Source organism: Bradyrhizobium sp. 172 (genome assembly GCF_023101065.1).
Taxonomy (GTDB): domain Bacteria; phylum Pseudomonadota; class Alphaproteobacteria; order Rhizobiales; family Xanthobacteraceae; genus Bradyrhizobium; species Bradyrhizobium canariense_D.
In genome coordinates this window covers 41,172-62,956 of record NZ_CP064702.1, presented here as the reverse complement: position 1 = coordinate 62,956, position 21,785 = coordinate 41,172, and the positions used below count along the sequence as shown (strand labels likewise).

General features: G+C 59.6%; 18 protein-coding genes. 1 reads left to right on the top strand and 17 read right to left on the bottom strand.

Annotated features, from left to right (window positions below; translation table 11 throughout):
* Positions 1–30: 30 nt before the first annotated feature.
* From IVB07_RS38865 to IVB07_RS38820, 10 genes are all read right to left on the bottom strand, one after another.
* Positions 31–1,416, bottom strand: a complete 1,386-nt coding sequence (locus IVB07_RS38865; RefSeq protein WP_247369501.1) for a sugar ABC transporter substrate-binding protein — start codon at positions 1,414–1,416, stop codon at positions 31–33.
* Between the two features lie 137 nt (positions 1,417–1,553).
* Positions 1,554–1,838: a hypothetical protein gene (locus tag IVB07_RS38860; protein WP_247369503.1), complete on the bottom strand. Its 285-nt coding sequence runs from the start codon at positions 1,836–1,838 to the stop codon at positions 1,554–1,556.
* Between the two features lie 347 nt (positions 1,839–2,185).
* The gene (locus IVB07_RS38855) at positions 2,186–3,904 is read right to left on the bottom strand and encodes an ABC transporter ATP-binding protein (RefSeq protein ID WP_247371507.1); all 1,719 of its coding nucleotides are present in this window, start codon (positions 3,902–3,904) and stop codon (positions 2,186–2,188) included.
* A 1-nt stretch (position 3,905) separates the two neighbouring features.
* Positions 3,906–4,685: an ABC transporter permease gene (locus tag IVB07_RS38850; protein WP_247369507.1), complete on the bottom strand. Its 780-nt coding sequence runs from the start codon at positions 4,683–4,685 to the stop codon at positions 3,906–3,908.
* An 89-nt stretch (positions 4,686–4,774) separates the two neighbouring features.
* The gene (locus IVB07_RS38845) at positions 4,775–5,731 is read right to left on the bottom strand and encodes an ABC transporter permease (RefSeq protein WP_247767986.1); all 957 of its coding nucleotides are present in this window, start codon (positions 5,729–5,731) and stop codon (positions 4,775–4,777) included.
* Complete coding sequence (locus IVB07_RS38840) at positions 5,728–7,431, bottom strand: ABC transporter substrate-binding protein (protein ID WP_247767985.1); 1,704 nt, start codon at positions 7,429–7,431, stop codon at positions 5,728–5,730. The genes IVB07_RS38845 and IVB07_RS38840 overlap by 4 nt, the downstream gene beginning before the upstream one ends.
* Positions 7,432–7,478: 47 nt before the next feature.
* On the bottom strand, positions 7,479–8,813 hold the full coding sequence (locus tag IVB07_RS38835; protein WP_247767984.1) for an NtaA/DmoA family FMN-dependent monooxygenase: 1,335 nt from the start codon (positions 8,811–8,813) through the stop codon (positions 7,479–7,481).
* Between the two features lie 1,176 nt (positions 8,814–9,989).
* The gene (locus tag IVB07_RS38830; protein ID WP_247369516.1) at positions 9,990–10,277 is read right to left on the bottom strand and encodes a hypothetical protein; all 288 of its coding nucleotides are present in this window, start codon (positions 10,275–10,277) and stop codon (positions 9,990–9,992) included.
* Between the two features lie 379 nt (positions 10,278–10,656).
* The gene (locus tag IVB07_RS38825) at positions 10,657–11,049 is read right to left on the bottom strand and encodes a tautomerase family protein (protein ID WP_247369519.1); all 393 of its coding nucleotides are present in this window, start codon (positions 11,047–11,049) and stop codon (positions 10,657–10,659) included.
* 165 nt (positions 11,050–11,214) lie between these two features.
* Positions 11,215–12,897, bottom strand: coding sequence for a methyl-accepting chemotaxis protein (locus IVB07_RS38820; protein ID WP_247369521.1), 1,683 nt, complete (start codon positions 12,895–12,897; stop codon positions 11,215–11,217).
* Between the two features lie 325 nt (positions 12,898–13,222).
* Here IVB07_RS38820 and IVB07_RS38815 point away from each other — a divergent pair, with 325 nt between their 5' ends.
* Complete coding sequence (locus IVB07_RS38815) at positions 13,223–14,086, top strand: LysR family transcriptional regulator (protein ID WP_247369523.1); 864 nt, start codon at positions 13,223–13,225, stop codon at positions 14,084–14,086.
* A gap of 15 nt (positions 14,087–14,101) precedes the next feature.
* Here the strand turns inward: IVB07_RS38815 and IVB07_RS38810 are convergent, their stop codons facing one another.
* The 7 genes from IVB07_RS38810 to IVB07_RS38780 form a co-directional block, all read right to left on the bottom strand.
* The gene (locus IVB07_RS38810) at positions 14,102–15,154 is read right to left on the bottom strand and encodes a phenylacetaldoxime dehydratase family protein (RefSeq protein WP_018458442.1); all 1,053 of its coding nucleotides are present in this window, start codon (positions 15,152–15,154) and stop codon (positions 14,102–14,104) included.
* 15 nt (positions 15,155–15,169) lie between these two features.
* Positions 15,170–15,907, bottom strand: a complete 738-nt coding sequence (locus IVB07_RS38805) for an ABC transporter ATP-binding protein (RefSeq protein ID WP_247767983.1) — start codon at positions 15,905–15,907, stop codon at positions 15,170–15,172.
* Entirely contained in the window at positions 15,904–16,683 is a 780-nt protein-coding gene (locus IVB07_RS38800) for an ABC transporter ATP-binding protein (protein ID WP_247369525.1), read from the bottom strand. Before IVB07_RS38800 ends, IVB07_RS38805 begins: the two co-directional genes overlap by 4 nt.
* A complete protein-coding gene (locus IVB07_RS38795; protein ID WP_247337836.1) occupies positions 16,680–17,879 on the bottom strand; it encodes a branched-chain amino acid ABC transporter permease in 1,200 nt (399 codons plus the stop codon). The genes IVB07_RS38800 and IVB07_RS38795 overlap by 4 nt, the downstream gene beginning before the upstream one ends.
* A 1-nt stretch (position 17,880) precedes the next feature.
* Positions 17,881–18,801 (bottom strand): branched-chain amino acid ABC transporter permease, encoded by a 921-nt coding sequence (locus IVB07_RS38790; RefSeq protein ID WP_247360745.1) that lies wholly within the window; start codon positions 18,799–18,801, stop codon positions 17,881–17,883.
* Between the two features lie 38 nt (positions 18,802–18,839).
* Entirely contained in the window at positions 18,840–20,006 is a 1,167-nt protein-coding gene (locus IVB07_RS38785; RefSeq protein WP_247371531.1) for a branched-chain amino acid ABC transporter substrate-binding protein, read from the bottom strand.
* 390 nt (positions 20,007–20,396) lie between these two features.
* A complete protein-coding gene (locus IVB07_RS38780) occupies positions 20,397–21,752 on the bottom strand; it encodes an MFS transporter (protein WP_247371534.1) in 1,356 nt (451 codons plus the stop codon).
* Positions 21,753–21,785: the final 33 nt, after the last annotated feature.

Genomic DNA, 21,785 nt, shown 5'->3' with positions numbered 1-21,785 from the left:
GGCGGCGATGAGCTCGCCGCCCCATTTGTTTCACATTGACGAACGGATTTCCGAGGCAAGGGCGGCCAGCGTCGCCTTCACGTCGGCTCCGTTGACCATTTTCTGCATGGCTACGGCCCATGCGTTCATTGCTTCGGCAAAGCCGACGCGGGCTGTGAAGGCGAGTTGCGCCCGTTCCTGCACGGTTTTAAACGTGTCTACGAAATTGTTGAACTCTGGCTTTGCCGCATAGTCGAGCCAGGCCTTGTCGCTCCAGGTCGAGGCGCGCGGAGAGTTGACGAGCTTGCCGGCGATGGCGCCGTTCAGCTCGACTTGCTTCGATGTCGCCCATTGGATGAACAGCCAGGCGGCTCCTTTTTTCTGGGACGCAGCGTTCATCGCAAGCGACCAGATCCAGATATTCGACTCGAAGTTCTTGCTAGTCGGTGCGTGCAATGGGGGTGCGAACGCGATTTTGCCGGACGCGGGCTTGCCAGCCACGTCGTTCCAAAACCCGAACATATTTGAATCAATCGCCATCGCGGTGCGCCCTGAATTGATGCCATCAACGACCTGGTACCAGTTGTCATTGGCAAAGGACGGCGCCGCGCATTTCTTGATCATGTCCACATAGTCTTTGTGGAAGGCGATCGACTCGGGCGAATCCAGCCCTGTCTCCAACTTGCCGTCCTGGACGACGAAATCATGCACGCCATAGGACCTGGCAATCGAGATGGCAGCTGTGTGGATGCTGCTCCAAAAGCGCACGCCGCGCACGCCCAAAGGGGTGATGGCGGGATCCGCAGCCTTCAGCTTTTCGCAGGCGGCGGACATCTCTGGCGGAGTCGTTGGGACCCCAATGCCGTATTTTTCAAGTATGTCCTTACGGTAGAACAGCTGGATGTTCTCAAAGCCATGCGGGATCGCCCACACCTGCCCGCTTCCTGGCTCGATTTGGCCTTCCTTGACTTTCCAGGTCAGCGCATCCCGCAATGCAGGGAAGAAATCCTTGTAGTCGTAGCCCGCTGCCGTGAGCTTAGCGTCGTTCAGATAACGATCGAGCGGCTCGAGCAACTGGCCCGGTGCGAGATCCCAGGCCGGTTGAATGCCCGTACCCACCACGTCCCAGCTGCGGGATTTTGTACTGAGCTGGATGGTCAGCTTATTCCAATAGGCATCGTCGGGATACAGTTCGGGCGTCACCTTGATGCCGGTGAGTTTCTCGAATTCCGGCAACTGGGCCGCGACCGCGTCGGCATACGGATGAATGTCGTAGGCCCAGACGATCGACGTGCCTTCGAACTGGCGCCAGTTGATGTCCTCCGCCTTAGCTTGGGAAAACGCCATGGCCGTTCCGGCCAAAAGGGTGGAGCAGATGAGAGCTTTTTGTGCAAAACTAGCCGTATGGCCGCGCAAAGCGGCGAGCGTCCTTGGCATGATTCCCTCCGATGGGCTCTTTGGCCCGCAAACCACGCGCCCCCTCCTCTTCAAGCGGCCGCGGCGTTGCCGAGGCTAATCTTCGCGCATCTAACGAAAGCGGCCTTTGAGGCTCGGATTGGGTAAGGTTGGGTAAGTCAAAAAATCGGGCGATTGGGAAGTATCGATTGGAAGAAGCGGAGTTTGGAATGGGCCCCGGTTGACGACAACAGCCTGGCGAGCGCTGTGATGGCTGCGTTTGTACCCCAGTTCGAGACGAACAGCACTAAGGCGCACAGGGCGAGCATCGCGATCGGTGCTCCGTTGCCGTATACGATATACGGCTTCTGGAGCGCGATCCAAGCGGCGATGTGATGGGCGTTAGTGCAGCCAAGAGATATGGGCGCAGCAATATTCGCGTTGAAGCGGTCGCCGCCCTGCACGGCAATCCTGTCAGGAGAAAGCGCTCAAATGAATCTGCACCTACTCCATCCCGTCACAGGTGGAGAAGTCGTGAGATTCCCGGAGAGATCGTCGTGCATGGCGGCAATCAGCAAGCAACATAGACTCTAGAGAAGCTTGTGCGGCTTGGACCGCGCGCATACTCGCCTTCAATGAGCCGGCTCGACCATATCAGGAGCGGTCTCGTCTATTGGTTGAGACGGATCCTCCGATCCGTTTGCGGGCAAGAGGTATCGGCAGCCCCGATGGGATTGGCGGGACATCGGTCTCGGCGGGCAGTATATTGGTCCTCGATCCACGCTAAACCTAACCGAAAGTACTGGCGCATTCATGCGACCTCTCCGCTGACGAGGCTAGACGAGCGATCGCTTGCGACAGGTCGGACGAGGCGAGGTACCGCAGCAATCAGACGCTTGGTATAGTCCGCCCGTGGATTGAGGAAAACCTCATCCGTATCGCCACTCTCGACGACGCGTCCATGGCGCATGACCATGACCCGGTCGCTGAGATGGCGAATCACGCCGAGATCGTGCGAGATGAAGAGATAGCTCATACCGAGCTGCGCCTTGAGATCCCCGAGCAGGTCGAGCACCTGCGCCTGGATCGAGACATCCAGAGCGGAAACCGGTTCATCGCAGACGATCACGGCTGGCTTTGGCGCGATCGCACGCGCGATCGCGACGCGTTGGCGCTGGCCGCCCGAGAGCTCCAGCGGCCGGCGATCCAGGAATGCTGGCGATAGGCCCACCGACTCGAGCAGCTCAATAATGCGCAGGCGACGCTCCGACCCGGTGTCCACATCAAGGAGGCTGTCAGATATGATGCGGCCGACGGTCCAGCGTGGATCAAAGGAGCTGAGCGGATCTTGATAGATCACGGAGATCGAGCGGCGTCGCGCCCTACGCTTGCGTTCGGCGATTTCGCTCCACGCCTCTCCCTGGAACAGAACGGCTCCCTCGTCGGGAGTATCCAGAGCCATCGCCAGGCGGGCTGTGGTGGATTTACCTGATCCTGATTCCCCCACAAGGCCCAGCGTTTCGCCTGACCGAAGCTCGAAGGATACGCCGTCAACCACCGTCCGCGGGACGCCATCAGGGCCGTTGAATCGCTTCACAAGATTGGTCGCACTGAGGATGATTGCAGTGGATTTAGGCGAGTGTGGTTGTTGCAGCGGGCTCAGAGACTTGGGTAGGCGTGCAATCGCCGTGGACGACAAACGGGAGCCGCGGGGACGTCCCGAGGGTACCGCGTTCAGGAGCTGCGAGGTGTAATCGTGTTGCGGGTCGCCGAAGATCTGCGCAGCTGGTCCACGCTCGACGACCTCGCCTTCGCGCATGACCAGAACATCATCCGCCATGCGCGAGACCACCGCCAGGTCATGGCTGATCAGGATCAGAGCCTTGCCCCGTGCCTTGGTTTCCTCCAGCAGCGCCAGCACCTGTGCCTGCACGGTCACGTCGAGCGCGGTGGTTGGCTCATCGGCGATCAAGAGGTCTGGATCGAGTGCGAGCGCCGACGCAATGAGGGCTCGCTGGCGTTGGCCACCGGACAATTGATGCGGCAGCTGCCGGGCTTTGATCTCAGGCTCAGGAACCCCAACGAGTTCGAGCAGCTCAACCACGCGGCGTTTGAGTTCCTCACGGGAGTGGACAGCACGATGGAGAAGGAGGCCCTCGCCGATTTCTCTGCCGACCTGACGGAGTGGATCGAGCGAGAGAAGGGCGTCCTGCAGCACGAAGCCGATCTTCTTGCCCCGGATGAGCCGCCATGAACGTTCATTGAGGTCAGTCAGGTCTGTCCCTGTGAAGTTCATCTCGTGCGCATGAACATGTGCCCCATGGCCCGCAAGCCCGACGAGAGCGCGCGCGGTTACGCTCTTGCCCGAGCCGGATTCGCCGACGATCGCGAGGCAACGCCCCGATCGAAGCGAGAACGACACGCCACGCACGGCCGTGCCGTTTGGATTGTCGCGTCCGAATGACACGCGCAGCGAATCTACGTTGAGAAGACTTGGCTGAGGAGGCTGGGGGGGAAGAACATGCAACATGTCAGCCCTTTCCTTCGAGGCGGTTCTGCAGATAACGTCCGATCACCGTCACGCTGAGAGCAAAGATCACCACTGCCAGACCCGGCATGATCTCGAGCCACCACGCATAGATCACGTAGTTGCGGCCAGCATTCAGGAGCGCCCCCCATTCAGGGGCTGGAGGGGGAACACCGAGTCCCAGAAACGCAACGCCCGATGCCCAGATGATGGCTTGGCCGACGCCAAGCGTGATCATCGCGGTCAACGGGTTCATGGCATTGGGGAGGATGTGCCTTCGCACGATACGCCAATACGGGTGTCCAAGCGCCTTGGCTGCCTCCACATATCCTGCGCCCTTAACAGACAGGACCTGCCCCCTGATCATCCGGGCATAACCCGGGGTTGTTCCGATCCCGACCGCGATGACCAACGTCAGCACAGTCGTGCCGAAAACGGCCACGAACAGAAGCGCAAGGAAAAGCACCGGTAGCGCGAAAAGTGCGTCGAGCAAACGGCTGAGAACATGATCGATGGCTCCGCCGCAAAGACCGGCGGCGAACCCCAGAACGAGTGCAATTGACACGCTCAACGCGGTCGCGCCAAGACCGATGGTCAGGGACTGCCCTGCCCCTTCAACAATGCGGGAGTATAAATCGCGACCGGACTGATCAGTCCCCAGCCAGTGGCTGGGCGACGGGGCCTGTAGTGAGGACGTCAGGTCAATCGCCAGCGGATCATGGGTCTGTAGCAGCCAGGGCGCGGCCGCCGCTGTTAAGAAGAACGTAACGATGGTTATGGCCAAGCAAACCCGCAAAGGAATTGCCTGTGCCGTTGAAAGTGCTTCCCTCCAATAGCGAGATTTGAGGACGTCTGGTAGCGCGGCAGAGCAAGTCATGCCAATTTGATCCTTGGGTCAACGATACTGTAGGCGAAATCGACGGTCACGCTGACAATGACAAACAGGCCAGCGGAGACCAGAATGACGCCGGAGACGACGGGAACGTCGCGCGTGGCTGTAGCGGCGACCAGGACGCCGCCAAGTCCCTGTCGGGCAAAGACGGCCTCAATTAAAACGGCACCGGACAGAAGCTTACCGAACGCCCAGCCTGACAAGGTGATTGCTGGCAAAGCTGCATGGCGCAGGACATGACGAAACCGCACACCGAGATCGCCCATGCCTCGCGTTCGCGCCGAAGTTACAAAGGGCAACTCGAGCAAACGCGTGAACTCACTCGTAACGACTTGCCCGAAGAGCCCAGACAGTTCCAACGCCAGCGCCAGGGTCGGAAGAATGAGGCCGATCGCCGAATTTCCTCCCACCACAGGAAAGATGCGAAGCTGTACGGCAAAGACGACGAGCAGGATGGTGGCTAGCCAGTAAGGCGGCACGGTCGCCAACAGAACCTGCATCCCGCTCAGCAGCTTTGCCCAGAAATTATCTCTCCCGGCTGCAAAAACTGTGGTCAGAATAGTGATCACCCACGCGGTTAAGAGCGCGGCGACCGCAAGGAGGACGGTTGGCCCAATCTGTTCGGCAATGATGGCTGTCACTGGCCGGTGCTGGTGGTAGGATTGGCCAAGGTCCCCCTGCAAAATCCCGGAAATGTATTTCGCGTATTGCAAGAAAATCGGCTGGTCGAAGCCATATTTTGCGTTGATTGCCGCAAGCTCTTGTCGAGGGGCCGCCCCTACATTGCCGCTGACGACGTTGAGGATGATCTGGGCGCGGTCACCTGGCAGCAGACATTGGACAAGGAAGGTGAATGTTGCCGCAGCCCATACGGTCGCTGCGGCGGACAGGATGCGATGTGCGAACCACACGGCCTGTCTGCGGGCTGCGACTTTCACGGGGCGGATTTCTTGTCGAAATAGCTATCATAAAAGACCGGCTCGCCGACGGAGCCGCGGTCGAGCCAAATGTCCTTTAGATGTGCTTGCACAGCTAGAGTGACGTCAAGGACTGCGAACCCCACGACAGGAGCGTCAGCGACGATCTTGCGCTCTGCTTCCTGATAGAGCGCGGTTCGCTCAGCATTGTCGAAGTGTTTTTCGGCCTTCTGAATAAGGTCCCACAGTGCCCGGTCCTGGTAGCGTGAGGGATTGAAGCGATTGAGCTCACCATTAAGGTCAGGCTTCCAGGAGATGCGGAAGATTTCAGCGCCGGGAGCAACCCAGTAGAGAAGGACGACCTCGTAATCGTTCGGACCGAGATTTTTCCCGGCGAAGAAATCGGCCTGGTTCGTTGGCTGAAGCCGCACGTCGAAGCCGGCAGCCTTTGCCTGCTGTTGGATCACCTGCACGGCCTGCTCACCGTCGGGCTTCAAGAACGAACTCGAATAGGAGATGCGTACGACGAGCGGCTTGCCATGCTTGAGGCGAACGCCCCTGCTGTCACGCTCGGTCCAACCTGCCTGATCCAGGAGCTGATTGGCTTTGCCGACGTCATACCTGTATGACGGGGCAAGCTCGCTGATATATTCGGGCGAGCTTTGGCTTAGCGCGCCATTACCTTCAAACGGCAGGGAGTCCAGGAACGAGGACTCGACCGCGGCTTCTCGGTCGGCGGCATAGGCAAACGCCTGGCGAACGAGCAGATCGTCAAAAGGCGAGCGAGCCGTATACAACGCCAAGCGCAGGGGCGTGCCACCCGTAATGTGCCGCAAGACATTGAAGCGCGAGTTGGCATCTTTCCAAGCGACGGCTGGAACGTCGTAAGCTGCATCAGATTCCCCGGTTAGCAGAGAGCCATACCGAACGGTCTGATCGGGGAAGAACTTCCACTGGATCCCGTCAACGTAAGCCGGTCCCTGGTGCTTGGCTGTTGCCGGCGCGGAGTTGTAGTCGGGATTGCGGCGGAATATAACCTCTTTTCCCCGATTCCACTTCTGGACGATGAATGGACCCGATCCGACCGGGTTCTCGCAGTTCACCGCAAGTCCACGCTTGAGCGCCGTTGGCGACAGAATGCCCTGGGACGACTGGGCGAGAACATTGAGCAACGGCTGGAACGGCGCCTTTAGCGTTAGTCGAAGTGTCGCGGGCGCGATTGCCGCTGCCGATTCAAAGTTGTCGCTGAGGTAAGGAGCGGCCGTCGGATTGCGGAGGTCCGGATTGGTGCTGAGCCAGCCATTGATGTTGTCGGCAACTGCCTGTGCATCGAGCGGTGTCCCGTCGGTGAATTTCACGTTCGGCTTGATCTCAAACGTGTACACTTTCTTGTCGTCGGAGATGGTCCATGATGTGGCCAGCCATGGCACAATCTCCCCGTCCTTGGTCCGGGCGACTAGATTGTCGCTATATTGCCGCTGTAGGTACCATTGCTGGACCCATCCTCCGAACAAGCAAGGCGGCTCCTGAAAGTGGCCATATCGAATAATGCCACCGCGCCTCGTACTATCGCTCGAACCGTCCTGAGCAAAAGTGCTGGGCGCATAGGCGATCTGCGACAGCGTGGAGAGCGCGATTGCAATGGCTGCTGCCTTTTGCTTTCTGTAAGCGTGTGGCTGGCCCGCGAGAAACGCAGATGATCGTGTGTTGGACAGAGACATATCGAACTCCAAGCTATTGATAGTGAAACCGCGAGGCAGACGGGCGATCAGGCCGTCGCCCGCTCTTGCGACGGAACGCCCCCTGGGAGCGCAAGGCCAAAACGGTCACGCAAGGTTTCTTCCCGATACTCGGTGCGAAACAGTCCGCGGCGCTGCAGTATTGGAACGACATGATCGATGAAGGCGGGCGCACCATCCTCCAACACATCTGGGATGATGTTGAAGCCGTCAACTGCGCCGGCGCGGTACCATGCCTCGATCGAATCGGCGATCTGTTCCGGTGCGCCCGCGATCACGCGATGGCCGAAACCTTGAACGCTGCTTATGATCTCCCTAACTGTCCGGCCTTGGCGTGCCAAGCTTTCGATGGTGCGGTGATGACCGACCGAAAATGGGACATCGTTTGGATCGGGCAGCAGTTCCTCGGGAATGGGTTTGTCAAGGCTGAGCTTTTCGGGCGCCACATTGATGCCTCGCGCCAAAGCGACAAGCGCGCCGGGCAGATCGAGTAATTCGTCGATCGCTCTCTTGCGGCGATACGCCTCCTCTTCCGTGCCGCCAACGAAGGTGACCAGGCCCGGCAGTATGATCGGCGCCGTCCGCCGGCCGAGTTGATGCGACAGCGCACGCAGGCGTCCGGCCTCGCGCAGCGCTGTCTCCAGGTCGCCCGCAGCAGCGAACACCAGATCGGCGCTGCGCGCAGCGAGCCGCAATCCGTCGTCCGAGCCTCCCGCTTGAACGATGATCGGGTGCACTTGTGGCGAACCGGGGTGCGTGAGCGGACCGCGGACGCTAAAGATATTGGTGTTGGGGTCGAGCAGTCGAAACTGGGGATTGGCGTAGATTCCAGAGGTCTGATCCCCGACGATTGTTCCATCTCCCCAGCTCAGCCATAGCCCTCGGACGGTTTCGACGAAGTCTTCGGCGCGCTTGTAGCGCTCCTCGCGACCGAGCTCGCGTCCACCGAAATTGCCGACCGTCGCGGGGCTGGAGGTCGTGACAGCATTCCAGGCGACGCGGCCGCCGCTAATGACATCAAGTGATTGGAAACGACGCGCCAGGTTGTACGGCTCATTGTACGTCGTCGATGCGGTTGCAATCAGTCCGATGTGCTTCGTCTCACGTGCGATTACGGTGAGAACAAGCGTAGGTTCAAGCCCGTTGAGTGGCGGTCGGCGGGTAATATCCCAAGATATTGCCGGGGTATCTGCAAGAAACACCGCGTCGAGCAAGCCGCGCTCGGCCACCTTCGCTGCCCGAAGATAATGCTCGATGTCAAAGAAAGCGCTCGGATTGGTGCTCGGCCAACGCCATGCCGCGGCGTGTCCGCCCGCGCCGTGAAGATTAAGCCCAAGATGAAGCGTTCGGATTGCAGAAGACATGAATTCTCCAGGCGCGGGATGGCATGCGCAGTTCAAGGGGTGTGTTGGCTCGGCTACGCTATCTGGCTGCTTGTTGCGCGCTCGCGCAGAGAACGAGCGGCATCCGAGGACGCGGCGAGGCCGCCGGTCGAGATTAGCGGATCAGGTGAAGCAACCCGCGCGCTCAAGGAGCCCGAACACTTGACCAAGCGCGAACCAGCTGGACCTCTGACGAATTCGCTCGAGCGACGGTTGGCCGGGGGACATTGTGTATTGTACTTGCCCGAAACTCTGCTGGTGAGCCTTACAATGCGTGCAACTCGCGCGATGACCAAAGCCGCTGTCATGACAACTCCACGGCCGACACCAGCGGCCTTCGATCGCGAGAGAATCAAGCGACGGGACATCAAACGCAATAGTTGCGTATTTCAATCTGCTACCGCGCGCTGGCATACTCTTCTACGACAGCCTCGTTGTCTTCGAGCTTGCAGGATTTGTGCGCGTGCAGTCTGGTTGTCGCAGTTTCTGAGCGCGATCCCAAAGTCACGCCGAGGCGAGTGATTGCAAATCTGATGTGTCTCTTGGAGCATCGTCGTTCGGGGCGCGCGCTCGGTGTCAGCGACGGGGGTCCTCGAGTATCCCTCGATAGGATAGAAGAACTTTCAGGCCGATCGGCGACGGACACAGCCCCACCGCTTGCCGGGCACCCTCGTTGCGCGCGGGCAGCGCTCTCAGCCCAGCACCGCCAGCATGAGTTTTAGTGGCCTCGCGTGCCTCTGTGGTGTGACTGTCAAAGCGTGTCAAGCTCATCGGTTAGTGATCGACTTGGGCGCGCGAGATCAAGCTTCTTGAGCAAGTGTCTTTGCCTCCTGGCCAAGCCTGCGCTCGCATGTCTCGCGATACCGGACCGATCCAGCGGGAGCTGAGATAAGGCGCTCCGCGAACCCAGCAGCGACGCCGCTGCGGGCTGGTCGACAGTTCTCGGCTCGGCGCTTTACTTGTCGATTGCCGCGGGCTGCCGACGTCACATAGTTGCCAACGTTGCTCACGACCTTTCTGATCGAGGCAGGATGCTGACGACTTCGCCGGAGATGCCGTCGGCTCAGCCACCTGGGTTGCGCTGCGCTTCTGGGACACCGACCTGACTGATCCACCGCTGCTGTTCATTCGTAAGCAGCTCCTGACGGGTAATGGTATTTAAAGCCCGCTCGAAGCGAACTTGTCGCGTGCATCCTGAATAGAATGCGACAGATCCCGCGACAGCTCGATGATCGGTCCAGCTGCGGACGCACCATCAAGGTCGCGCACAATGGCCCCGATGCAGCAATTGGTTGCTTCCAGCACCGCTAATGAGACCGACATTTCTGCGGGGGTGCGAACCCGAGCAAAATCGAATTGCGCCAGAGGGGCACCTAATCCGCGAAGGTGTTCAGCGGCGGAATTGTACGCCTGCCAACCTGGTTTTGGGAAAGCAAGGAGGGTCATTGCAACGGTCTCTGCTGCGCGACTGAATGAAGGGATCGTAGAAGCGATAGTCTGTAACCAATTGAGGCTACGGTTCTTGTCGAATGTCTAGAGCCCGCCGCGGCATTGAAGTGAGATCGTATTGACCTGATGCGGCTCAAGAACGTAGCCCCGCTTGTGCGGGCAAAAAAAGTCCGCGACCAGAGCGTTAGAGAAATCGTGTTGGCCTTCTGGGGAAGGAAATCCGCAGCCAAGCGGCAATTCCGGCCCCGAGTCGCTTATGTCAGTCGAACGGGACAACGCGTTTCCGTTTATGGGCGAGGCAGGCGTCTCTGCTCGGTGCGGGCGGGCGGACGGGTTCCGTTCCCTGCATTAACACTGAGGCAAACTTGCTCCAGGCCTAGTGTAACTCGCCGGTGACGAACTGCGCTCGTCCCATGCCGAATGACCAATCCTCATCCGCATTGATCACGAAACTTATCATGAGGTCAGTTGACGCTACTCCACAGGACGACGACAGCCTCTCGGCGAGGACGCGGTAAAACTCCAATTTGGACGCCTTGTCGCGCGGTCGGCTCGTCAACTGCAGCATGACCAATTTATCGGTCCGATTGATATCAAGACCTGTGTCAAGCGCGACGAGGCTGGATTTGGGGTGCTGATGCACCACCTGATAGCGATCGCGGGGCGGCACGTGGAGCGTTTCGACCAGAACTTCGTGAGTGACATCCAAAAGCCGTTGGATCTCCGCGTCACTTCGTCCCTCGATCAAATCGAACCGCAAAAATGGCATGGCGATGCTCCTGGAGGCTCAACTAACAAAGCTGCGGCCGGCAACCAAGGTGGACCGAGCAATGAAAAGCTGCAATACTCGTTGTATGTTTTCTCTGCCGAGATCGACATCATCATTCAAGATGACGGTCATCTATTTTTAAGATGGACGACGGAGCACGCCAACTCACGCGGCCCGAACACTTGCCAGGAAGCGATCGACATCCGCTTTCAGCAAAGTGGACTGGTGGTTCAGCCCACCTGCAGCCGCAAGCACATCAGCCGCAGCCACCCCGGTCTGGGCAGACGCCTCGCTCACCCCGACGATGTTGCGCGATACGTCTTCGGTGCCTTGCGCGACCTGCTGGATGCTGCGTGCGATTTCGCGCGTCGCGACACCCTGTTGCTCTACGGCGGATGCAATCGCAATTGCGATCTCGTTGATCGAGGATATCGTGCCGCTCACGCCCTCGATTGCTTGGACAGCCTCGCTCATGGCGCCCCGCATGCCGTTGACTTGGGTCGAGATCTCCTCCGTTGCACGTGCGGTCTGCCCTGCGAGCGACTTCACCTCGCTTGCCACGACGGCAAACCCCCTTCCCGCCTCGCCGGCACGGGCGGCCTCAATGGTTGCATTTAGCGCCAGCAGGTTCGTCTGGCTTGCGATCGCAGTTATTAACTGAACCACGTCTCCGATCTTTGATGTCGCGGCTACAAGACCTTGAATTGTGATATTAGTCCGTTGCGCCTCTTCAACGGCGCCTCCGGCGACCTTGGTCGAACGCGCCACCTGATTGCCTATCTCGGCGATCGAGGCCGAGAGCTGCTCAGTGGCCGACGCGACCGACTGCACGCTTGAGCTGGCCTCTTCTGCAGCAGTCGCAACCACTCCGGACTGGCGGCTGGCAGATCTCGCCGTCTCCGACATGCCTTGGGACGTCGTCCTCATAGCGGAAGCCGAGTGAAAGAGGGCATCGAGTGACGTGCTTACACCTTGTGCGAACTCGTCGGCCAGCTTGCCCAGGAGGCCCCGTTTTTCCGTCTCGGCCATCAATTTCATCTCGTCCTGTTCCTGGCGAAGGCGAGCGGTCTCTATCATGGCGTCCTGAAACACTTTGACGGTCGTCGCCATCTCTCCCACTTCATCCGCACGCGAGAGCGCAGGAATCGCCGATCTTGTATCGCCACTGGCGAGCTTTCGCATCGCCCGCGTGAGACTGGCGATCGGCCGCGTGATACTGCGGCTGAGAAGAATTGACGTGGCCACGACAAGCGCAAGGGCTATAAGGATGAGAAGGCCAATGCGCTTTGCTTCTGCCATGAATATCGCGTCTACGTCGTCCAGATAGATGCCGCCCGCGACTGCCCAGTCATAGGGCTTGAACCCCACGACATAGGCGATCTTGGGAAGTGGGTCGCCGACGCCGGCACGGGGAAAGCTAAAGGCGACAAAGCCGGATCCGCCGGACTTCACAAGATCGACTTGCAGCCGGGAGAAAAAGACACCGTTGGCATCCGAGGTGTCCTTCATGCTCTTGTTCTGAAACTTGGGATTGGGATGCGCGACCAGTACGGAATCCATGTCGAGGGCATAGAAATAGTCGTCCTTGCCGAAACGCAATGATTGAAGCAGTTGCTTGCTCCGTTCCAAGGCCTGCGCATCGGAGAGCCCTGCCGCTCGGGATCCCTGGTAGTCCAATTCAAGCACCTGCTTCGCCAGCAGGACGAGCTGCTGAAGCTTGTCTTTTCGGTCCTCGAGCAGGCTGCTCTTGAGGGCCGACAAGCCGACCCCGGCCACGGATGCAATACCTAGAACAGAGAGAACCACCATCAACATCAGCCTGGAAGAAATCTTGAACTTGGCAAGCATGAAAAATCCTCAACACGCTGAGTCCGACCATCACTCCGCCTCATCTATCGCACATTGATAAAAATTGCCTTTAGCCCACAGGGCCACCTTGATATCAGGGCCAGTCGAACAAGGGCGCTGGGATGTGAGTTTATGCAAGCCTCGTTGCGATCACTGCGGTTCGCGGCGAACCATTACCAGTTGAGATGACGGTCATCTCGTCTCTAGATGACGACGCGCGCCGCATGGTTCCCCAATGCGTCTTTCACGCGGCCCACATTGGTCGTTAGGATGATTGTGACGTCATTCAAAATGTTGCTGCTGCTGGCTTCAAGAGTGGACTGGAATGGATCTCTCCGATCTCAAAGTGTTCGAGACGGTTCTGCGTCTTGGAAGTATCAGCCGTGCGGCAACGCAGCTGTGTACTGCTCAATCCAAAGTCACAACTCGTATCCGAGTGCTTGAGGGCAAGCTTGGCATTTCACTCTTCGAGCGTCACGCACGGGGCGTAACGCCAACCCCGGCAGCCCGCAGGGTCCTCCCCTATGTCGCGAGGCTTTCAAAACTTGCCGCGGATGCCCGAGCTGCGGCACGGGATGATGGTGTGCCGAGGGGCACTCTGCTGATCGGAAGCCTCGAGACGACCACCGCGTTGCGATTGTCTCCGCTTCTGCCAAGGTTTGCCAGCGCCTGTCCCCACGTCCAGCTCACGATCACGACCGGAAACACTACACGCTTGTTGAATGACGTCCTCGAGTATCGTCTCGACGGCGCGTTTGTCGCGGGCCCGGTCGATCACCCGGACCTGCATCAACGGCCTTTCTTCCACGAGGAGCTCGTGCTGGTAACGACCCCTTCGGTCCGGACAAAGGACCTGGCTGCCATCGGGCCCTTGAAGATGATCGTCTTTCAGACCGGCTGCTCTTATCGCACCCGTCTGGAGACGATGCTGATGGAAATGGGGATCACTCTGTCCGAGCCGCAAGAGCTTGGTTCTCTCGACGCCATCATCAGTTGCGTCTCCGTCGGCCTTGGTGTCACCTTGATGCCGAGAGGTGTCATTGCAGCTGCCGCCCGGGACGGCAGGGTCGCTGCGCATGCGTTGCCGCCTTCCCGGACGGCCGTTGAGACGGTGTTCGTCTGGCGAAAGGATGTCTATGTATCGAGCGCGATGACAGCCCTGTTCGATCTGATCGAATTCTGGCCGTAACTCGAGCCGTCCAGCCTAGGACCGCCGCTCGCCTTCGAAGTAGTTCAATAGGCCCGTGCCTGGTGCGCAGTTGACATACTCGAAAAGCTGGTTGTTCTCCGGCAGCACGAAGACTTCATGCCAGGTTCTGAGCTGGTTCTTCGCGCCGAACTTGCGGTAACGGGCCATTGCGGCGCGGAAGATCGCCCCGTGCGACGGATGATGCTCAGCCCAGTTCTCCATGTGGCCGAGCGAGAGAAAATATCCGAGCGCATGAGTCTCGAGCTCGGGTGCCCCGCCGACATCGCATGTTTGCTGAAACCGCAGCGAGCAGCAACCCGTTGCCTCAGGACTTTCGCGCAAGAAGTCCATTCCGCGTTCGAGGGGAGCTCGCAGGTCGCGCATGTAATCTTCGGTTTGGTCGGCATCGCAGCGCCCCCAAAAGGCCGCCGACCGAATCACCGTGAGGTTCCGGGGCGTAGCGATCCGCCACCGATTGGACCTGGTCTCGCGCGGCGTCGCGGATGGGAGCTCAGGCAGCGCCGACGGCAAGGGATCGACCGCCGCGAGTGGGATCCGGTCGCGCATCGCGCCGTAGTAGCCGCAATACGGTGTCGGGTAGAGCGCCACTTCGTTAGAGCGACTCATTCCGGCTGGATAATCGTTCCAATACAGCGTCTCAAGGCGTTCAATCGGAACGGTCAAGCTCTCACGGAAGTAGCCCGTTGCCTCCGAACACCTCGCCGAATCGTTCCACCAATTTGCCACGCGACTATCTTCGAGCCAATCATCACGACGGGTCCGGTCAACCCAATAGCTCGCAACCACATGCGTATAGAGGCCGTTGTGATCGACGAACCACGCATGATCGTGCACGTGCGGGCCGTTCGGCAGGCTGACGGCTTCGGACATCCACCGTATGAAGCCGGACTTGTAGACGGCTTCCGCGTTCGGTCCCTGGATGCCGTGAAATGCAACACACAAGGCGTCGCATTTGCGTGGGAAACCGACGGACCAACGCTGGACCACCGGCTCGAAACCTTTCGGCTTACGCAGCGGATTGATCCGCTCCAACACCTGAAAATTCATAGCGAGCTCCGTTCCCTAGTGGATTCCAAAATATGCCTTGTGAAGCTCGGAATTCTCTTTCAAGAGTTCAGCGCTTCCTTTGGCGACAACGAGTCCTTGTGCCAGCACGTAGCCGTAATCGGCCACGTCGAGCGTTTGACGCACGTTCTGCTCGATCAGCAGAACCGAAAGCCCGGCTGTCTTCAGTTGTCGGACTATTCCGAAAACCTCCGAGACAAATAACGGCGACAGTCCGAGCGAGGGCTCGTCGAAGATCACGAGTTCCGGATCGGCCATCAGCCCTCGCGCGATGGAGAGCATCGACCGCTCACCGCCGGACAGTGTTCCCGCGAGCTGGCTTCGCCGCTCCTTCAGACGCGGGAACACCTCGAACATCTCCTCCATCCGGGCCGCAACGCGCCTGTCGTCACGCATGATCAATCCGCCCAACTTGAGGTTATCAAGGACGCTCATGCGCGGCATCACGCGATTGCCTTCCGGGACCGTCGCGATCCCGAGGGCCGCGATCTTGTGGGTAGGCATGTTTGTAGTCGCTACGTGCCCAAAGCGAACCTCGCCTTTCCGGATCCGGGTCAACCCGAGGATGGCCCGGATCAACGTGCTTTTGCCGGCGCCGTTGGCCCCCAGGATGGCCGTTACCGTACCGGGCCTGACCTCGATGGTCACGTTCTTCAGAACGTCAGCGCGATCGTAGCCGGCGTTGATCGCATTGGCCGACAACGTCCGCGCCGCGGTTCGTCGCACGCTGATCATTGCCCTATCCCGAGATAAGCTGCCTGCACTTCGGGGTCGGCTATCAACCCGTCAAAACTGCCTTCGAAGACTTTTCGGCCGAAATTGAGCACGATGCAGCGATTGGAGACACGCCGGATGACGTCCATTTCGTGCTCCACCAGGACCACGGCGAGGTCCGGCATCTCGGACCTGAATGCGAGGAGATCGTCCATGAGTTCGCGCGTCTCATCCGGGGTCATACCGGCGGAGGGCTCATCCAGCAACAGCAGGCGCGGCCTGCCGATCAGCGCGCGGCAGATCTCGATCCGCCGACGATCGATCATCGCGAAAGAGCTCACAGGCTGGAACAGCCGGTCGGCAATCGCGGCGTTGAAGCGGGACGCAATCTCCCTTGCGCGATTGACCGTCTCCCGCAGCTCTCTGCCCCACCGCGCGCGCCGAAACATATTTGTAAGGAGACCGAGATCGCAATGGCAGAGGGCTCCGACCGCAATATTGTCGAACACGCTCTGATCGAGCATCAGCCTCGATCGCTGAAAGGTTCGCGCGACACCGGCACGACCGATCATCTGGGGCGCACAGCCAAAGAGGTCGCGGCCATCGAGCCGGATCGTTCCCGCGTTCGGGTCGTAAAGTCCCGTGATGACGTTGAAGAATGTCGTCTTCCCCGATCCGTTGGGCCCGACCAGCCCGATCGTCTCGCCGCGGCCGATCTCGACGTCGAAACGGTCGAGCGCGACCAGCCCGCCGAATGTCTTGGTGAGACCGGCACAATGCAGCAGAGTGCTACTCATTTTGGCGCTCCGTCGATGAAGCGGGACAGGTCCCTCACCGGACGAGGCAGGATGCCGCCCGGGCGGAACAGCAAGATGACGAGCACGAGCAAGGCGAACAGCAACAGGCGGAATTCCTGGATCGACTGCAGCTTTTCCGGCACTTCCAGGATGATCAGGGCGGCTACGACGGAGCCCCACAAATTGCCTATTCCGCCCAGCACCACGATTGAGAGCATCAGCAGGGAGTCCCCGAGGCCCGCGCCGTTGGGTGTCACGAACCCGTTCATCATCCCGTAGAGCGCTCCAGCCATGCCGATGATGGCGTTGCCGAGGACAAAGCCGACGACCTTCCACAGCCGGATTGACAGGCCGAACACCGCCGCGGCGGTCTCATCGCTGCGGACAACGTCCAGGGCGATGCCGACCCACGAGTTTTCCAGACGACGGACGAGGATGAACACGAGGCCGAACATGCAGACCGAGAGCGTTGCATAGGGCAGATAGAACGACACGCTCCATGGACCAATCTGTTTGAGCCGGGCGAAATCGAGCCCCATGATCGAGAAGCTTCCGATCTTCAGCCCCTGGGGCCCGCCGAGGACGTCGTTGACTTCGAGCCAGGTCCGCAGCAGCACGCCGAAGGCGATCGTCACGAGCGCGGCATAGTGCCCGCGCGTTCGCAGCACCGGCAGCAACAGCACGAGGCCCATTGCACCCGTCACAATCGCGCCGATCAACGGCGCAAATGTGCGCGGAACGGTGGTGTATGCAGTCACTAGGGCGGCCGTATATGATCCCACGACGAAGAAGGCCGCGCCTGCGAAGTTGGCGATGCCGGCGAATGCGAGCTGCAAGTTGAGAGCGATGCAGGCAGTCGAGAAGATTGCTACCGTTGACAACATGAGAAGCGCGTAGTGATCGGCGTGAAACAGGACAATCAGGATCAACGCACACAGCAATGCCATGCCATTGGCAACGCCTCGGTAGTCGCCGCAGGTGGCGGCAATCTCCCGGCCGATCTGCGTTCGATCGGACACTCCAAACGCCAGAACGAAGGCTGCGAGCAAGGCGAGAACGACGGGCTGGGATTCGGCGTGCATCATCACGCCGCCGCCGGAAAACAGGAGCGCCACCACGGCTGCGACGAGGGCGCGCGGATGACGACGAATCCGTGGGACGGAGAGCGAGGGAGCCGGGCTTGAAAGGCTGCTCATGTCACACCCGTTCGCTGCGCTGTTCTGCAATGATTCCTGTCGGGAACAACGCAATCAGGATGATGATGACGGCAAAGGCCACCACATCGCGATAAGCGCTCGAGATCGGCATCGCCACCACAACCAGCGTCTGCACGCCGGCGAATAGAAATCCCCCGATGATCGGCCCGATCAGGCTTCCAAGACCGCCCACCACAGCCGAGGCGAATCCGATAATGCCGAGCAGAACGCCCATGTTGAAGCTGATCTCGCGGTAATACAGCCCGAGCATGCAGCCGGCAAAGGCGGCGAGCCCCGATCCCAATGCGAAGGTCCCCAGCACCACGCGCTGCTGGTCGATGCCTGCAAGGCGTGCAACCTCGTCATCCTGGGCCACGGCGCGGATCGAGAGCCCGAACCGGGTGCGGGTCACGAACAGATGCGTTCCCACCACCAACAGCAGTCCGGCACATACGATGATCACACTATCGATACCCACACTGAAGGAACCGGCATTGATCATGCCACTCGGCAACAGAGCCGGAAACGGCTTCGGGTTGCCGCCGTTGGGCACGCCAAGCCGGATGGCCTCGCGTAGCACGGTGCCGGCCATTAAGGTCGCGAGCAGCACATTGATGCTGGGGGCGCCGCGCAAGGGGATCACAAGAATCCTCCCGATCACGATGCCCGCGAGCGCCCCGGCGCCGACCGCAGCCGCCAAACCGGTGAGCAAGGCCAGCGCAGGGGGCAGCGCAAAGAGAGCTCCCGAAACGCCGGCGGCTCCCAAGGCTGAAAAACTTCCGAGCGTCACGACGTCACCATGCGAGAACTTGATGACGTCGAGCACCCCAAAGAACAGCGAAAATCCAACGGCGATCATTGAGTAGATCACCCCCAGCATGAGGCCGTTGAACAGCTGCTGCGCTACGATCCCGATGTCCATCAATGTCTCCGCACGCTAGGGCGTCGCATGACGTCTGGTCAATTGAGGCGGAGTTTTCGTTTGCTGGCGGCATATTCGCTATCCGGCCAATAGACCCATTTACCATCCTGGGCGACATAGACGTTGGCCCTCAGAATGTTCTGCCTGTGGTCGTCGAAATTGATCTCGCCGACCAGCGACTTGTATGCCTTGGTCGTATTGAGCAGGTCCTTGACCTTGGCGCGGTCGGGGCCAACCTTCTCGATCGCATCCATGATCAGAGTGGCGGCGGAGTAGGCGAAGGGGCCATAGGCGTCCGGGTCTTCGCGAAAGCCCGCCTTGGCGTATGCGTCGAGAAACGCTTGACCCTGCTCATATTTGGTGATGGGAGCACCGTTGTGGAAGGAAATCGTTCCTTCCGCCGCGGCACCTGCGCCTTCCAGGAAGCCTGCGTTCATGATGCCAGAGACGCCCGCAAGCTGAGCGGTGACACCGACCCGATCCATTTGAGCCCGCAATCGGACGCCGAGCGGCGTCAGGCCGCCCACCATGATCAGATCTGGCTTCAGCTCCTTGATCTTGGTGAGCTCAGCCGTGAAGTCCTGCTGATCCGGGCTGACCGGAAAAATCGCGACGATCTCGCCGCCGGCCAATTTGAGATATTCGCTGAAATATTTGTTCTGTCCCTTGCCGTAGTCGGTGGTGTCGTGAACGACAACGTATTTCAGGAAACCCTGCTTGGTGAGGAACTCCGCTGCGAGCTTGCCTTCATTGATCATCGTCCCGTTGACGCGATGAATTTCGTGGTAGTCGTTGCCATAGGTGATCTCGGGCAGGATGGCGCCCCACACCACGACCGGCAATCCGAACCGGGCATAGGTATCAACCGTCGCGATGCCTACGGCAGAGCAATAGTGGGTCACACCGGCGATGATGCTACGATCCGATGCGGCCTTGGTTGCGACCTGGATGCCGATATTCGGCTTGCATTCGTCGTCCAAGGTGACGAGCTCGAAAATGTACTTTGCCGATGGGTCGGCGTTTCTCAATTGCACGGCCAACTGCGTGGAATTGCGGCCCCCGATACCGGGAGCTGAATTCCCGCCCGACAATGGTCCAATAAACGCAAGCTTTACGGTCTCCTTGGCCAAGACCGGAACTGTTCCGGTCGCCACCGCGACCAGCGCGCCGCATGTCAGCAGCAACAATTTGTTTATCAGCTTCATTGGCAATGCCCTCCCCTGCTCGGAAAAACTGTATCCATCGCGCACGAGCGAGACAGTGCGAATCTTCGCAAATGGGCGTGCGCAACGGAGCACGAGCAGGTGGACCGGCGATGATCGCCTACAATCGAGACAGATTGCTGCTGCTTTTGGCAACGGATTGCCTTCGACGAGGCGGATGCGGACGCAAAAAAAACACCCCGTTGCAATCGGCAACGGGGTGACTGGGTCGCAGGACATCTGCGACAAGTCGAGGGAGGTAGTCTTCGTAATCACGACAGCCAGGGGCTCATCGCAGACGTCGAATAAATCCTTCATACCATCGCCACGGCAAATTCCCGCGGGCGTTCGTGCAAAGGGTCTTGCACGAACACCTTGATGGCAATTGGCGGCTCATGCGATCTGGCGGCTGGCTGCCGGTGTGTTGTCGAATTCACTGGAAAGGTCGACTGCGACAGTCTTAGGCAGGCAGAGGACATTAACCGCCGCGGTCATCAGTGCGATCGCGATGGGATAGATCAGGCCGGCGTAGATGTTGCCGGTGTAGCTGACGAGCGAAAGGCTGATCAGCGGAACGAAGCCGCCGAATATCCCGGTGCCGATGTGATAGGGAAGCGACAGCGAAGTATATCGCAGCCGCGCCGGAAAGAGCTCGACGAGAAATGCGGCATTCGGCCCGTAGACCAGCGCTACGAAGATGAGTTGCGCCAGGATTAGCGCGGTGACGACCACGTAATTGTGCGCAGCCGTGGCGCTTGCAATCCCCATGTAGATGGGGACGTAGAGCGCGGCGGCGAGCAGCAGGCCGGCGACAATCAGCGGGCGGCGTCCGATGCGGTCTGACAGGGCCCCGCTCACGACGATCAGGGGCGTGCCAAGGGCTAGAGCAACGGCGACGCAGACATTTGCCGTCAGGAAGTCCACCTTGAGAACGCTCTGCAGGAAATACAGCGCATAGAATTGTCCGGTGTACCACACGCATCCCAGACCCGCCGTCGCGCCGAAGAGAGCATAGAGCGCATAACCCAACCCTTGTCTCGTGCCAAAACTTTCGCGAACCGGCGCGCGCGAGACCTTGCCGGCCTGGCGCATCTGCTCGAAAACCGGCGACTCGCTCAGCTTCAGACGAAGATAGATCGAAAACACGACGAGAAGTGCAGACAGCAAGAACGGGATACGCCAGCCCCAAGCACGGAAACCTTCCTCCCCGAGCGATAGCCGACACGCCAGCACGACCAGAATTGCAACGAAGAAGCCCAAGGTGGCTGTGGTCTGGATAAAACTGGTGAAGAAGCCTCGACGGTTTACCGGTGCATGCTCAGCCACATAGATGGCAGCGCCACCGTACTCGCCGCCGATGGCCAAGCCCTGTACCAAACGGAGCAAGACCAACGCGACAGGTGCAGCAAAGCCGATAGTTTCATATGTCGGCAAAAGGCCGACCGCGGTGGTCGAAATCCCCATTAAGATAAGTGTCAGCAGAAACGTGTGCTTGCGTCCCAATCGGTCGCCAAGACTGCCGAACAGGATGGCACCGAACGGCCGGATGACGAATCCGGTCGCAAAGGTCGCAACACTGATCAAGACGGCGGCGGTGGGATCATTGGCGGGGTAAAAAAGGGTCGAAAAGAACACGGCAAGGCTTCCATAGAGATAGAAGTCATACCATTCGATAACCGTGCCTGCACTTGAGGCAAGCACCACCGTCCAGATGCTCAGGTTCGGGGCGTCCGCTTTAGGTTCGCTCATCATATCTCTCCATGGGCCTTGTTGGGCACGTGT

Coding starts and splice junctions, on each gene's coding strand:
- IVB07_RS38815 (WP_247369523.1), top strand. CDS start 13,223: ATGGATCTCTCCGATCTCAAAGTGTTCGAGACGGTTCTGCGTCTTGGA.
- IVB07_RS38835 (WP_247767984.1), bottom strand. CDS start 8,813: ATGTCTTCTGCAATCCGAACGCTTCATCTTGGGCTTAATCTTCACGGC.
- IVB07_RS38780 (WP_247371534.1), bottom strand. CDS start 21,752: ATGAGCGAACCTAAAGCGGACGCCCCGAACCTGAGCATCTGGACGGTG.
- IVB07_RS38840 (WP_247767985.1), bottom strand. CDS start 7,431: ATGTCTCTGTCCAACACACGATCATCTGCGTTTCTCGCGGGCCAGCCA.
- IVB07_RS38830 (WP_247369516.1), bottom strand. CDS start 10,277: ATGACCCTCCTTGCTTTCCCAAAACCAGGTTGGCAGGCGTACAATTCC.
- IVB07_RS38800 (WP_247369525.1), bottom strand. CDS start 16,683: ATGAGTAGCACTCTGCTGCATTGTGCCGGTCTCACCAAGACATTCGGC.
- IVB07_RS38865 (WP_247369501.1), bottom strand. CDS start 1,416: ATGCCAAGGACGCTCGCCGCTTTGCGCGGCCATACGGCTAGTTTTGCA.
- IVB07_RS38825 (WP_247369519.1), bottom strand. CDS start 11,049: ATGCCATTTTTGCGGTTCGATTTGATCGAGGGACGAAGTGACGCGGAG.
- IVB07_RS38790 (WP_247360745.1), bottom strand. CDS start 18,801: ATGGACATCGGGATCGTAGCGCAGCAGCTGTTCAACGGCCTCATGCTG.
- IVB07_RS38855 (WP_247371507.1), bottom strand. CDS start 3,904: ATGTTGCATGTTCTTCCCCCCCAGCCTCCTCAGCCAAGTCTTCTCAAC.
- IVB07_RS38785 (WP_247371531.1), bottom strand. CDS start 20,006: ATGAAGCTGATAAACAAATTGTTGCTGCTGACATGCGGCGCGCTGGTC.
- IVB07_RS38795 (WP_247337836.1), bottom strand. CDS start 17,879: ATGAGCAGCCTTTCAAGCCCGGCTCCCTCGCTCTCCGTCCCACGGATT.
- IVB07_RS38820 (WP_247369521.1), bottom strand. CDS start 12,897: ATGCTTGCCAAGTTCAAGATTTCTTCCAGGCTGATGTTGATGGTGGTT.
- IVB07_RS38810 (WP_018458442.1), bottom strand. CDS start 15,154: ATGAATTTTCAGGTGTTGGAGCGGATCAATCCGCTGCGTAAGCCGAAA.
- IVB07_RS38805 (WP_247767983.1), bottom strand. CDS start 15,907: ATGATCAGCGTGCGACGAACCGCGGCGCGGACGTTGTCGGCCAATGCG.